The 14144-nt window shown below is 36.9% G+C and carries 14 protein-coding genes and 1 pseudogene; 2 read left to right on the top strand and 13 right to left on the bottom strand.

Annotated features, from left to right (window positions below; all coding sequences use genetic code 11):
• Positions 1-204 precede the first annotated feature (204 nt).
• The 8 genes from LH47_RS08120 to LH47_RS08085 all read right to left on the bottom strand — a co-directional run bounded on the left by LH47_RS08120 (position 205) and on the right by LH47_RS08085 (position 7921).
• On the bottom strand, positions 205-399 hold the full coding sequence (locus tag LH47_RS08120) for a hypothetical protein (RefSeq protein ID WP_043966408.1): 195 nt from the start codon (positions 397-399) through the stop codon (positions 205-207).
• 176 nt (positions 400-575) lie between these two features.
• Positions 576-2009, bottom strand: a complete 1434-nt coding sequence (locus LH47_RS08115; RefSeq protein WP_043966406.1) for an alanine/glycine:cation symporter family protein — start codon at positions 2007-2009, stop codon at positions 576-578.
• Between the two features lie 301 nt (positions 2010-2310).
• Positions 2311-4215 (bottom strand): vWA domain-containing protein, encoded by a 1905-nt coding sequence (locus tag LH47_RS08110; protein ID WP_043966404.1) that lies wholly within the window; start codon positions 4213-4215, stop codon positions 2311-2313.
• Between the two features lie 10 nt (positions 4216-4225).
• Complete coding sequence (locus LH47_RS08105; RefSeq protein WP_407637154.1) at positions 4226-5047, bottom strand: AAA family ATPase; 822 nt, start codon at positions 5045-5047, stop codon at positions 4226-4228.
• Positions 5048-5241: 194 nt separating this feature from the next.
• Positions 5242-5505, bottom strand: coding sequence for a metal-sensitive transcriptional regulator (locus tag LH47_RS08100; protein ID WP_043966402.1), 264 nt, complete (start codon positions 5503-5505; stop codon positions 5242-5244).
• 63 nt (positions 5506-5568) lie between these two features.
• A complete protein-coding gene (locus tag LH47_RS08095; RefSeq protein ID WP_003397201.1) occupies positions 5569-5943 on the bottom strand; it encodes a helix-turn-helix transcriptional regulator in 375 nt (124 codons plus the stop codon).
• A gap of 161 nt (positions 5944-6104) precedes the next feature.
• Complete coding sequence (gene purU, locus LH47_RS08090) at positions 6105-7004, bottom strand: formyltetrahydrofolate deformylase (RefSeq protein ID WP_152619605.1); 900 nt, start codon at positions 7002-7004, stop codon at positions 6105-6107.
• A gap of 95 nt (positions 7005-7099) precedes the next feature.
• The gene (locus LH47_RS08085; protein ID WP_043966399.1) at positions 7100-7921 is read right to left on the bottom strand and encodes a formate/nitrite transporter family protein; all 822 of its coding nucleotides are present in this window, start codon (positions 7919-7921) and stop codon (positions 7100-7102) included.
• A gap of 242 nt (positions 7922-8163) precedes the next feature.
• Here LH47_RS08085 and speE point away from each other — a divergent pair, with 242 nt between their 5' ends.
• Complete coding sequence (gene speE / locus LH47_RS08080) at positions 8164-9012, top strand: polyamine aminopropyltransferase (RefSeq protein ID WP_043966397.1); 849 nt, start codon at positions 8164-8166, stop codon at positions 9010-9012.
• Between the two features lie 96 nt (positions 9013-9108).
• A complete protein-coding gene (gene rpmG / locus LH47_RS08075; protein ID WP_043966395.1) occupies positions 9109-9258 on the top strand; it encodes a 50S ribosomal protein L33 in 150 nt (49 codons plus the stop codon).
• 150 nt (positions 9259-9408) lie between these two features.
• Here rpmG and treR read toward each other — a convergent pair whose 3' ends face one another.
• The 5 genes and pseudogenes from treR to LH47_RS15200 all read right to left on the bottom strand — a co-directional run.
• The gene (gene treR / locus LH47_RS08070; RefSeq protein WP_043966393.1) at positions 9409-10131 is read right to left on the bottom strand and encodes a trehalose operon repressor; all 723 of its coding nucleotides are present in this window, start codon (positions 10129-10131) and stop codon (positions 9409-9411) included.
• Positions 10132-10158: 27 nt separating this feature from the next.
• A complete protein-coding gene (gene treC, locus LH47_RS08065; RefSeq protein WP_043966391.1) occupies positions 10159-11823 on the bottom strand; it encodes an alpha,alpha-phosphotrehalase in 1665 nt (554 codons plus the stop codon).
• A gap of 1 nt (position 11824) precedes the next feature.
• Entirely contained in the window at positions 11825-13228 is a 1404-nt protein-coding gene (gene treP / locus LH47_RS08060; protein ID WP_043966389.1) for a PTS system trehalose-specific EIIBC component, read from the bottom strand.
• Between the two features lie 156 nt (positions 13229-13384).
• Positions 13385-13774 (bottom strand): PilZ domain-containing protein, encoded by a 390-nt coding sequence (locus LH47_RS08055; RefSeq protein ID WP_052585029.1) that lies wholly within the window; start codon positions 13772-13774, stop codon positions 13385-13387.
• A 227-nt stretch (positions 13775-14001) separates the two neighbouring features.
• A pseudogene (locus LH47_RS15200) lies at positions 14002-14144 on the bottom strand (UPF0236 family protein); the annotation flags it as partial.

The following is a 14144-nucleotide window of genomic DNA, read 5'->3' as shown; positions in this document are numbered from 1 at the left end:
ATCTGCCTCTTTTTTCGCGTTTGTTTTTAGTTTACATAACATAAATTATAGGAAGTTATACAAAATTTATCTCACATAAAAAGTATACTTTTATTTTTGAGACAGAAAAGAAAATAAAAGCGTAGCTGTTTTATAATTGACGAAACGAACTACAGCTACGTTTTACGATAAAATGCATACACCACATAATCCGTCCTTTCTTATTTAAGCAATATCCTCATTGCAATAGCGAACACCTTTGTATTGAATACGGATCGGGATTTGTTTTTCTCGTTCATACTGGCGGCATAGCTTCTTCGCTTTTATGCACGCATCCATCATTCCACGAGCAATGATTGCTTCTTCCCATACAACTGGTTGTTGATGATGTGTACTAAAATTGAAAATATACTGTTTCATATAAATCCTCCCTTCTTTTTTCTTTGTATATCTTCAAACATTCATTCCGATTATTATTATAATGCAAATCTGTATTACAAAAAAGATTGAAACTGTTACAACATTGTAAACTTTTACAATAGATTGTGTGCATAAAAACAAGCCTAAGGAATTTCCTTAGACTTGTTTTCTTTAACCTATTTACCCACAGCTTTTTTCACATGTTCTTCTTTGCGCGTTGGCCAACATTCAACACCTTTTAACCCTTCAATATCGTCAGCATAAAATACAGGATCTTCCCCACGTTTACGTTTCGCCATATAGTCATCAAGCGCTTTGAACGCAATACGACCAAGTAAACCGATTGCTACTAAGTTTGTTAATGCCATAAGCGCCATCGCTAAGTCAGCTAAATCCCAAACAATTTGTAAGCTAGCAAGCGCTCCGAAAATAACCATTCCGATTGCTAGGATACGATAAACGAATAAAGCTGTTTTTCCTTTACTAATAAATTCAATATTTGCTTCACCGTAGTAATAACTTCCGATGATCGAGCTGAAAGCGAACATGAAAATAGCTACTGATAAGAAAATACCTGCCCAAGAACCGAAGTGCTCAGAAAGTGCTGCTTGTGTTAATTCAATACCAACAAGCTCGCCCGTTTTATACGTATCTGATAATAAAATGATAAATGCTGTAGCACTACATACAAGTAATGTGTCGAAAAATACCCCTAGTGCTTGAATAAAACCTTGTTTCGCTGGATGTGAAACTGTTGCTGTTGCTGCAGCGTTTGGTGCACTACCCATACCAGCTTCATTGGAGAACAATCCGCGTTTTACCCCCATCATAATTGCAGCGCCCATACCACCGCCAACAACTTGTTCTAAACCAAAAGCACTCTTAAAAATTAAAGCAATAACTGCTGGGATTTCAGTAATGTTTGTTACCATTACATACAATGCTAATCCGATGTAGAAAAACGCCATGATTGGAACAATAATTTCAGAGAAACGAGCAATGCGTGTAACTCCACCGAAAATAATGACTGCTGTTAATGCCGCTAAAAGGAAAGCGGTTACATAAGGGTTCACGCTAAATGAATTATTAAACGCTGTAGCAATTGTATTGCTTTGTACGGCGTTAAATGTTAATCCGAAACTTGCAATAATTGTGAAAGCAAAAATTGTGCTCATCCAACGTGCGCCCAATTGTTTCTCCATATAATATCCTGGGCCACCTTTAAAACCAACATCGCTTTTTACTTTAAAAATTTGCGCTAATGTACTTTCAACAAATGCGCTTGCTCCACCTAAAATCGCAACAAGCCACATCCAAAATACTGCTCCTGGACCACCGATTGCTAAAGCCATCGCAACCCCAGCAACGTTACCCGTTCCGATACGTGTCGCAGCACCAATGAAGAATGCCTGAAGTGAAGAAATTTCTTTTTTTCCTTTTGATTCAGGGGATTTTTCTTTTAGAACTCGAAACATTTCCCCAATCAAGCGAATTTGTGCAAATTTCGTCCCGATCGTGAAATACAAACCGAGACCGAGCAATAAACCGATAATGACATAAGACCAGAGAATGTTGTTTAAAAATCCGACTACTTGATTAATGAGCTCCATACACTTCCTCCTTAAAAATAAATAATTAAGATAATTAGTAAGATTATTAATCTTGCAATAGTATTATCTGAAAATTAAATTTATACGTCAATAGAAAAAAATAGAAAAACACAACCGTTTTACAGCGTTAAAGGAACAAAAATGAAAATAAATTATTCTTGTATACTATTTTAAAACAGTATAAATAAAAATTTATTTTATTTTCTCACATACTATTCAAATAAAATCTTTTTTAAAAAAATTTTTGTTAACGGAAAAAATTTTTTAATTAACATAAAAACACCCGCCATTTCGGGTGTTTTTATAATTTGTATAACAATAATTTTTTTAGTAAAGGGGCTAAAAATGTCGGTAACTGTTCTACATTTGGAACAATTACATGATAATGTCCATATATATTTTCAATCGTTTTTTGTTGACTTTCGGTAATCATTCCGTTAGCCAAAAACACATTGACTACTTCAATTCCTAATTTTCTCGCTTCCGCCACCGCTTCGTGTGTATCTACAATTCCGTTTTGATCGTATCCAAAGGCTGCTGGTTCCCCATCCGAAAAGACGAGCAAAAATTTTTGTTTTTCGTTTCGTTTTTGCAACTCTTCTGTCATTAGCCGAATGGCCAAACCATCGCGATTATCTTCTTGAGGTTCTAACTGCATAATTTCCGCTCCACGTCCCTTTTTCAAAGACGCATCAAAATCAATAACTGTTTGAAAATAATTTGGTTGATAAGACGGTGTCGCTTCGTTTGTATCCTCCCAAAAACCAACAATTTTATGTGGAACGTGAAGCGCCCGGAGAGATTCATGAAATAAAACAATCCCTCTTTTCGTTTCTTCCATTTTGTCATACATTGATGCAGAACAATCGACAAGCAATATAAACACAGCATCTAACAATGGAGATGTTTCATGCTTTTTATAAAATAAACGTGGATGATCCTCGATCAAAAAGCGTAACAGCTTTTTGTTTAAGCGACCAGCATGTAAATCTGTACGCGGATGTATTTTTTTATGCTCAAGTACTTTTTCAATCGTTTGCGTCAACTTTTTTTGATACGGCCCAATGACTTCTCGATCACGTTCATACTGTCTCATTTGTTGTACTGTTGGTGGCGAAGCATCTACAAATATTAGTTTCGCATAACGATTTTCTTTTCCGTATTCGTACTCCGAACGCCCAAAAAGCCCTTGGCGATATTCTTGTTGTTCTAAATGCGTATAATCATTATGCGTCGTTTTTTGTGATGAACCATGTACGATCCCAAGTGCTTGATCTCCCGCTTCTCCTTGACGAACCCCTTCGCCAAGCAAATCCGTTTGCGATCCCTGCTCTAGATCAAATTGCAAAAAACTGTTTGTCATATCGCTTGTTTCGCGATGCCATGTATGCATCACTTCTTGAAAAATCTCTTCGTCTTTCGATTTTTCATCGAGCACATCATGATTTTTCAACGGATCTTTGCGGCGAATATCTTCCATATCCTCTTGCTGATCAGCGTAAATGTACTCTGGGAGATGAAAATATGTGTTTAACATATCCGCATCTAACAATTCATCTAACACATCTACAACTGTAAGTACAATACGTGAAATATGATCGGTCGATTTTGCATCATATACATTTCGTATTTCACGCTCAACAAACGGAAGAGCGGGTCGCAATGATTCAGGGAGAAAAACTTCCTGCTCTGGTTGTTCTGCCGTTAATAATAAATATAGAAAATTAAACAATGCGTCTGTATGAACGCTTTTTATCATATTGACGTTCCATTGCGTTTGAAAATAATGACGATACACCTGTTTCCGAATGATAAACGATTTTTTTGTTCCAGGACGCACATGTCGACATACATCTTCTAAACGAAGATCTTCAAGCAACATAAATAGTTGTTTAGCGAAATTCCGAATAGAATAGGCTTTCACTTGATTAAGAAAGGAAATAATATGTTCATCGCTTGTATGATAAAAATTTCCGATCGTGCGCAAAAATACATCACTTTTTAATCCATATACGTACTGCTCTTTTGGACGATTGTCCCAAAAATGACTAACGACCACTTTTTTATGTTGTCGATCAAGATACGACTGATAGCCAAATTCGAGCTCCATTTTCTCATCTTTTGTTAATGTTTTCACTAAATCAGATAGCTCCATAAACAAAAAAGAATCGACTTTTTTATCATTAAACATAATAAAACGATTCATTCAGCCACCCTCATTCATCAAACAACGTTTCTGCTAAATTACGCACCGCAGCTTTTTCACGATCATCTTCTAATTTTTCAACGATCGCCCGCTCGATTGCTCGTCGTGGTGGAATGTATACTGCTAAATCACAAGCATCGATTAATGCCCGAATCGAAGCTGCTTCTTCTGATACATATCCTTGCTTTACTTGAACAATTAAGTCCGCTGACAATGTAACAAAACGATCCAATAATGTATCATTCATCAGCTTCGTTTGCTGTTTCAAAATACTTTTTAACGCCTCCCCTTGAACGTACGGTACATCAATGACAACAAAACGGTTTTTTAACGCTTCGTTTAACGGAACTGTTCCAACATATCCTTCGTTAATGGCTGCAATGACACCAAATGTCGGTTTTGCCTTTACGACTTCAGCGGTAAACGGATTTGTAATCGTTTTTCGATAATCGAGCACGCCGTTTAAAATGGGCAACGTTTCTGGCTTAGCCATATTAATCTCATCGATGTATAATAAATGCCCTTTTGTCATCGCTTGAATGACCGGTCCCGGTATAAATTCGATCGATGCTTGTCCGTTTATTTGTTGAATCGTTTTAAATCCAAGCATTGCCTCAGCATCTAAATCGATCGAACAGTTCATGCTATGCATGGGCTGTCCAAAAAAGGTTGATAATGTTTCTGCTAATTTTGTTTTTCCTGAACCTGTCGGACCTTTTAATAACACATTTTTTCCTAACGCTAAAGCGATAATCGCGTCATATAAAATGGATTCATGGGCTGGTGTGTATGCGGTAGCCCCGATTCGTTCGATTTCGTCATGTTTAAACATTTCTCTTCTCTCTTCTATCATCCTTTGAATCGTTTCAGGAAGTGAAAATAATTGTGTATACATCATGATGTCAACCCTTTCTATATTTTCATACGTACGTATTGTACAAAAAGTGCACTCATTTGTACAAACAAACAAATTGTTTAACATAATAACATTATGTTAACAAAAAATAAAAAAGGAGCCACTCGGCATTATCGACTTTTGACGAGTAGCTCAACTGCTTCTTGAATAAGCTTTTCACTTTCTAATGATCCTGTTTCGACATCTTTGCGAATGCAACGCTCCAAATTAGCACTTACAACAACCGCAATGGCACGATCGACAGCGCTACGAATAGCGGATAATTGAGCAACTACTTCTTTACAATCTTTTTGCTCATCCATCATTTTGAGCACACCACGAACTTGTCCTTCAATTCGTTTTAATCTGTTTTTCACTTGGTTATCGTATGTCATATTTATCAATCTCCTTTTTCTATATACCCTTATCAGTATATTAAATGAAATATGATCCTATTGTCAACTAAAATTATCTTTAATTGCTTTACGAATGAGTGCTTCACAACGATCTAATTCTGTTTTTAATTGTCGTTTATATAGCTGGGCTTTTTTATATCCTTCCTCAGTAAAACGGTAATAAACCACTTCTTGATATTTCATTCCTTCTTTTTTCTTTTTTACTTGTTCTAAAATCCCGTCCTCAATTAAATCGTGTAGAGCTTTGTATACTTCTGAATGATTCGGACGGTATCCAAACGGCTGAAATTCTTCACGAAGCACATCTAGTAATTTCAGCCCATACAATCGTTCTTGTTCGGTTAAAGTAATTAAATACAACTTTAAAAATGCGCGTTGTTTTAATAAAAATCCGCTCGGTTTTCTTTTTTCACTCATCTTTCCTCCTCCTCTCATATGACACATTCTTTACTCAAAAGAAAAATCCTTCTATACTTCCATTATAACTGAACATTTTTATTTTTATTCATTTTTTATTTAGAACATAGTTTTATCATATCAATTTTTTACAAAAAAAGAAGAAGGTTAATCCCTCTTCTTCATTTGAATACAATTGTTTTATTTTCATGAACGATGACACGATCTTCTAAATGCCACTTTAATGCACGAACGAGGACTGTTTTTTCGATCATGCGTCCAATTCGCTTCAAGTCTTCTACATGATGTTTATGATCAACTCGTTCCACATCTTGCTCAATAATTGGTCCTTCATCTAAATCATCTGTTACATAATGAGAAGTAGCGCCGATGAGTTTCACTCCACGTCGATAAGCTTGCTCATATGGTCGCGCACCAATAAACGCCGGTAAAAACGAATGGTGAATGTTAATAATTTGCATTGGAAACGTTGCGACAAAACGAGATGATAAAATTTGCATATAACGAGCAAGCACAATGACATCAATATCATGTTCCTTTAACAACTGTATTTGTTTTTCTTCTGCTTCTTGTTTTGTTTCTTTTGTCACTGGTATGTAGTAGTACGGGATACCGAATGACTCTACCGTTTCTCTCATTTGTTCATGGTTGCTGATGACGAGAGCAAAATCTGCAAGCAATTCACCCGCTTGCCATTCCCACAATAACTCTAATAAGCAATGTTCTTCTTTCGAAACAAATATCGCTACCTTTTTTATGTGCGTATGTAAACTCAATCGCCATTTCATTGAAAAACGTTGTGCAATCGTTGCGAACTTTCTCTCCATCTCCTCTTTTCTCTCTGATATATTCGGAGCATCAAACTCAATTCGTAAAAAAAATGTACCACCTTCAGGGTCTGTCGAATATTGACTGGACTCAACAATATTGGCTCCTTGTTCATACAAAAAAGTTGTAACTGCTGCAACAATTCCCGGTTGATCCGGACATGAAATAAGCAAGCGTGCCCGATCTTTATATTTGTCCATAAACTTTTGCGCATGTTTTTGTTGAAAATACATCATAACTCCCCCCTATGGAACAAAAAATGGAATAAATAATAGCCATTATTATAACAAATAAACAAATAGTCGAGAACATATCTCGACTATTTTTCTTACTTATTCATTATTTTTCGTATTCCAAAAGCTCCTTTCCATATAGGAGCAGGCTGTTTGACGGAAGATGAAAGGTACGTGTATAAAGCCCCCATAAATAATGAACCACCGACAATATTACCGAGCGTTACAGGTATGATGTTATGAACGATTCCTGCCACATGAATCGTATCAGGATGTTGAACAGCTAATGCAAGGGAGAAAATAACAAAATTTGCGATTGAGTGTTCATATCCAGAAGCAAAAAAGACGAAAACGATTAAAATCATGGCGAACATTTTTGCGATATCTTCTTTCATTTGCATCGGAATAAAAATAGCTAAACAAACGAGCCAGTTACACAAAATCCCTTTCACAAACAGTTGTAACGTTGTTGCATGCATTTTTTTCAATGCAATCGCAAATAGTAAATGATCCATCGGAAGATCATGAAAAATCCCTGACTGTGCAATTAAAAAAGCAAAGAAAATAGCACCGAGCAAATTTCCGCTATAACATGCGGCCCAGTTACGAAGGGTGTCTCCAATCGTTGTTTCTTTTTGCAGGGTACTAACGGTAAAGTACATCGTATTTCCTGTAAACAATTCTGCCCCACCATACATGATCAGTACAAGAGCAATCCCGAAGAAAATGCCGCTTACTAAATAAGTAGCTGGTGAATGTGTTTCATAAAAGTATTGACCAACCCGAACACAAAGAACAAGAGCAAAACCGATATATACACCTGCTAAAGCAGCACGAATCATGTATTGAAGCAGTGATTTTTGCAAAATAGATCGTTTCTTTAATGCGAGCTCTTTGCATGTTTGTAAAGCGTCCATCGTATCCTCACTTCTCTTTCTATTTTTGTGATGTTTTTCACACTTATCCTACTCCTCTTACTCATGTTTTTCAACGACTTTATGTAAATGTTAAAAGAACTGTCAACACTTTATTTTTGTAAACGGTTGCGAACAAAAAGACTATTGTAATTTTTGTACATATTGTTCTCACCCTTTGCAAACTCATGCAGAAATATATTAATATAAAAAAGGTGTAAAATACGTTGTTAGAGGAGGAAGCTATGAACTACATAAAGGAACAAAACGGTAAGTTGTGGTTAACAGAAGATGAACGTGAAAATTTAAAAATTAGTTATCGCATTAAAGAAATCATTTACTCAGAACGTTCACCATTTCAACATGTGATGATTTTAGACTCATACGACTTCGGAAGAATGCTCGTACTTGACGGAGTTGTACAAACAACTTCCATTGATGGTCATATTTATAACGAGATGATTGCACATGTTCCTCTTTCTCTTCATCCGTCGCCGAAAAAAGTTTTAATTATTGGCGGGGGCGATTGTGGCGCAGCTCGTGAAGTGGCGAAATATGAAGAGGTAGAAGAAATACATCTTGTCGAAATCGATGAACTTGTTGTTCGGGCATGTAAAGAACATTTACCTGAAGTATCTGGAAATCTTTCGGACCCGCGTGTGCAATATATATATAAAGATGGGGTTCAATTTGTGAAAGACCGTGTGAATACGTATGATGTCATTATTATTGACTCGTCCGATCCAATTGGTCCTGCACAAGTATTATTTGAATACGATTTTTATAAAAGTGTGCATGAAGCGCTTAAAGAAGATGGAATGATGGTTTGCCAAAGCCAATCCCCTATTTTTCATATGGACGTATTGAAGCAAACATATGCAAATATTCGTCATTTATTCCCGCATGTACACGTATATACGGCTACCGTTCCAACATATCCTGGCGGGCTATGGAGCTTTACGCTCGGTGGTAAACAACCTATTTCATTCGAGCGACTCAACACATTCTCAAAACAAACGAAATACGCAAATGCTGATGTATTAAACCAATGCTTCCATCTCCCACAATTTATGAAAGAACATCTTCAATCGTAGTCGGAATCATTCCGGCTACGATTATTGACAAAAAAGCTTTTTTATATTACGATACAAAACGTAATGATTACTATTTTCTTTCAAGGAGGACAAAACATGCGTGTGAAAATCGTTTTACAATGTACAGAAACTGGGGATCGTAACTACATAACAACAAAAAATAAGCGCAACAATCCAGAGCGACTAGAATTAAAAAAATATTGTCCTCGTCTAAAGCGCCATACGTTACATCGTGAAACAAAGTGATGGAGCTGACTCAAAAGCCCCTTTTTGATGCAATTTCACCGAAGTATGTGAAATAGACCACCTCTGAAACCCTTGGTTTTAGTGGTGGTCTATTTTTCCATTTTACCTAGATAAGGGCATTGCCGCTTTTTTGGGCCAGCACCATTATTTTTAATGCAAATGAATGCGCCGCGCAAAATCAACGAATCGAAATTTATCAAGACGATGACGGGACTCTGTATATTGAAATAAACTCGCATCATCTAAATAAACATAATTTCGTACGACAACAACGTGCGTATATTGTTTAACATGTAAATATTTCCGATCTTCATCTGTACACTCTTCGACGAAAAATTCCTTTTTGGCAAAGCTAATTTTTAATTGCAATTCTTTTTCTAAATATTCATAAATGGAGCGCTCACATATATCTTTAGACAAAAGCGGAACAAACTTTTTATTAAAAAAATCTTTATCTAAAATAATGCGCTCGCCTTCAATTTCTCTCACACGTATTACTTTCCAAATGTCATCTCTCGCTGTCACGTGGAGATGTTTTTTTAACATTTCATCGGGTTTCATCAATTCAAGTTGCTCAACAATCGTTCGCGAAGGTTTTCCTAACTTTTGTGCTAATTCTTTAAAACTAATAAGCCCCGAAATCGGGAAATCGAATTTACGAACATCCAATACAATGGAACCTTTTCCTTTAATTTTTTGAATATACCCATGTTCCGAAAGTAAATTGAGCGCTTTGCGAATCGTTTCACGGGATGTTTCATATTGTTCAACGAGCTGATTTTCAGAAGGAATTTTCATTCCAGGTTTAAATATTCCCTTTTCAATTTTCGATAACAAGTCATTATAAATGGATAAATATTTATTTTCACTCATTGTTTATCACCGAAAAATATTTTACCATTATTTTTTCAAGTAATAAACAATCGATTCATACGGACGCAACATCATTTTTGTAAAATCGCTTGGCGAGTCGTCATAGTTCGATAATAATATTTCGCTTTTATATTCTGTGATGTCTACGTGTTCTGGCCATTCAAACAACGTTTCTTGTCCGTAAAAATTATTAATCACAACAAGTTTTTCATCGTTTCCGTTACGTATATATGCAAAAATCGAAGGATGGTCTTCTAAAATGAGTTCGTAATCCCCTGTCGTAATGATGTCGTATCGTTTACGCAACTGAATTAGTTTTTGATAATGATAAAAAATAGACGTTGGATCTTGTAACGCTCGTTGAACATTAATTTCTTCATAATTGCGCGCGACAGAAATCCACGGTGTACCAGTTGTAAATCCCGCGTGTCGCTCATCGCTCCATTGCATTGGTGTTCGGGAGTTGTCACGAGATTTTCGCTGTAAAATATGCAATACCTCTTGTTCACTCTTTCCTTGCTCTTTTAATATTCGGTACATATTTAATGATTCGACATCTCGATAGTCATCGATTCGTTCAAATTTTGGATCGGTCATTCCGATCTCTTCACCTTGATAAATAAAAGGTGTGCCTTGCATCATATGAATCGTTGTCGCTAACATTTTTGCTGATTGTTTATGATAACGTCCGTCATCCCCATAACGAGAAACGATGCGTGGTTGGTCATGATTGCACCAAAACAATGCGTTCCATCCGCCGCCTTTATGCATGTTCACTTGCCATTCCGATAAAATCTTTTTTAACTGTAAAAAGTCAAAATCAGCAATTGCCCACTTCTCTCCATTTGGATAGTCGACTTTTAAATGATGGAAATTAAATGTCATATTCAGTTCATGACGATCAGGATTTGTATATAAAATACAATGATCAATAGATGTTGATGACATTTCTCCTACTGTCATCATGTCGTATTTTGAAAATACTTCTCGATTCATTTCTTGCAAAAATTCATGAATGCGTGGACCGTCTGTATAATATTTTCTCCCATCTCCAGGGGGAATAGATCCATCATCGTCTAAAAATCGTTGATCTTTCGAAATTAAATTAACGACATCTAAACGAAACCCGTCTACTCCTTTTTGTAACCAAAAATGCATCATGTCATATACACGCTTACGCACTTCTTCGTTTTCCCAGTTCAAATCAGCTTGCGTAACATCGAACAAGTGCAAATAATATTGTCCTGTTTGTTCATCATACTCCCAAGCTGATCCCCCAAATTTCGATTGCCAATTGTTTGGTTTATCTCTCCAAATGTAAAAATGACGATACGGGTTATCTTTAGATGAGCGAGCTTGTTGGAACCATTCATGATCTGTTGACGTATGGTTCACAACGATATCCATCACAATTTTTATATTCCGCTTATGCGCTTCTTTAATAAGTTTTTCAAAGTCTTCCATTGTACCGTATGGTTCATAAATTCGATAATAGTCGCTTATATCATATCCATTGTCACGCTGTGGAGATTCGTAAATGGGGGTGAGCCAGATGGCATCAACCCCGAGAGTTTGTAAATAATCAAGCTTTCGTATAACTCCTTGCAAATCACCAATTCCATCGCCATTTGTATCTTTGAAACTTTTCGGATAAATTTGATACACGACTGCTGTTTTCCACCATGGATGCATATTACTTACCGCCTTTCGTTTTTGCCAAAATGTATGTCAACATAAATGGAACGATAAGGACAATGGCCATGCCGATGAAAAACGGTGCCCATTTTTCAGGAAAAATCGATAAAAATCCAGGTAGTCCGCCAACACCGATAGAAGAAGCTTGTACTTTATTAATCGTAATAAAAATTCCCGCAATAGCAGAGCCGATTAACGCTGAAATGAACGGATAACGGAATCGTAAGTTTACACCAAACATCGCTGGCTCCGTAATGCCCAAGTAAGCAGATACAGCCGATGTAAACGATAAGCCTTTTAGCTTTTCATCTTTTGTAGCGAACATCATCGCAAGTGCTGCAGAACCTTGAGCGATGTTAGATAACGCAAGCATCGGCCATAAAAACGTCCCACCTGTGCTACCAATCAATTGTAAGTCTACCGCTAAAAACGTATGGTGCATTCCTGTGACAACGAGAACGGCGTATAATCCCCCATATACGAGCCCACCTAACGCTGCAAAACGATCGAATAAAGCAACAAGACCATCTGTTAAAGCGTTTGCAATAGCAAACGTCACAGGACCGATTGCTATAAAAGAAATAAACCCTGTCACAAGCAAGGCAATCGGAGCGACAAGCAACAATTGAAATGCTTCCGGAATTCGCTTTTTCAAAAATTGTTCTAATTTCGCTAACACATATGATGAAATTAAAATAGGTAATACTTGACCTTGATAACCGATTTTTTGAATATCAAATCCAAATAAATTCCAATATGGCACTGTTCCTTCTTGCACAGCTGAAGCGTATGCCCATGCATTTAATAATGCTGGATGAACAAGCATAAGTCCGAGCACAATTCCGAGTAACTCGCTTCCACCAAACTTTTTAACAGCTGACCAACCAATTAACCCAGGTAAAAAGACGAACGCTGTATTGGCAATTAAGTTAATCATATCAGCAAAATCGCGCCATTGTTTATGAACATCAACAACTGATTTTCCTTCATAAAAAATTCCCGGACCTGTTAAAATGTTATTTAATCCCATCAATAAACCGGCTGTGACGATAGCAGGTAAAAGCGGAATAAAGATGTCAGCCAACGTTTTAATGGCTCGTTGTAGCGGATTTAATTTTTTTTCCGCAGCGTCTTTAATGTCTTGCTTTGTCGCTCGACCGAGACCGGTCATGTCAATCATTTCGTTATATACTTTTTCTACTAATCCTTGACCAATCACTACTTGAAACTGGCCATTGACTGAAAATGAACCTTTCACAATATCAATGTTTTCTAATGCTTCTTTGTCAACTTTTCCTTCATCTTTTAACGCAAAGCGAAGACGTGTGACGCAATGTGTCGCAGCAATAATATTTTCTTTCCCACCGACCGCTTGGACAATTTTCTCAACAGATTGTCGCATCTTCTACTCCTCCTCAGTTGAAGCGTTTACACATCTTTTTATAAACTTGTATATACAAGTCGACTTGTTTGTTTTTATTTTAACCTGTATATACAAGTTAGTCAATCGCTTTCAAACATTTTTTAAATAAAAAAGATGCCCATATGGACATCCTCTTTATTTGCTTTCTTTTTTCCGAGCATACATCGCCGCATGTCTTTTAATTTCGCCAATTAACTGCATTTCTTCTTGTTTAGAAATCTCTAATGATAGACCGTATTGAAATTCACTTGCGTATGCTTTTTTCCAAATGACAACACCGCGCACCGTTATCGGTTGATCAACAATTGTAAACTGTAACTCCACCTCCATTTCACCTTTTGCCGAGTCGATAGGTAAATTTAATTTCGTCTCCATGCGAATGCCACGTGGACTAATATCTTGAATTTCAGCCGCTCCTTTATCCGTTTCTACCTCCCGTTCTCCAATGCGTGTAATACGGAACGTACACGGAATCGGTTGACCAAATTGATATCGGAAAGGTTCTTGCCGTTTGAATCTCATCATAAGTCCCCCATATGAAAACTATACCTTCTTCAATATAATTGAAGCAACGAAGAAATTCAAGGGAGTTATGACTATTGAGTCAGTCAAGACTTTGTGGAGAACATTTTTTCGGTTCACTACGGGTGTTGTCAATCACTAGTTAGCGAACCATTTTCAGGAATTGATATCGTAAGCGCTTTTGGACTCTCATCCCTCATCTTGAAGTGATGATATTGTATTCCATTTTTTTACACCCAACCAAAATCCCGAAGCGCCGACAACGCTTGATGGATCGGCGTCCCGGATGACCGCTGCAGACACGGTAGATTCTGACGCACCACATCTGCCCACAACCGTCCTGCCTTCCGTTTGGCCTGTTCAACCCGCTTGG

The sequence above is a fragment of the Anoxybacillus thermarum genome (assembly GCF_000836725.1).
Lineage (GTDB): Bacteria > Bacillota > Bacilli > Bacillales > Anoxybacillaceae > Anoxybacillus > Anoxybacillus thermarum.
The sequence above is the reverse complement of the archived record's forward strand: the minus strand, read 5'-3'. Positions and strand labels throughout refer to the sequence as shown.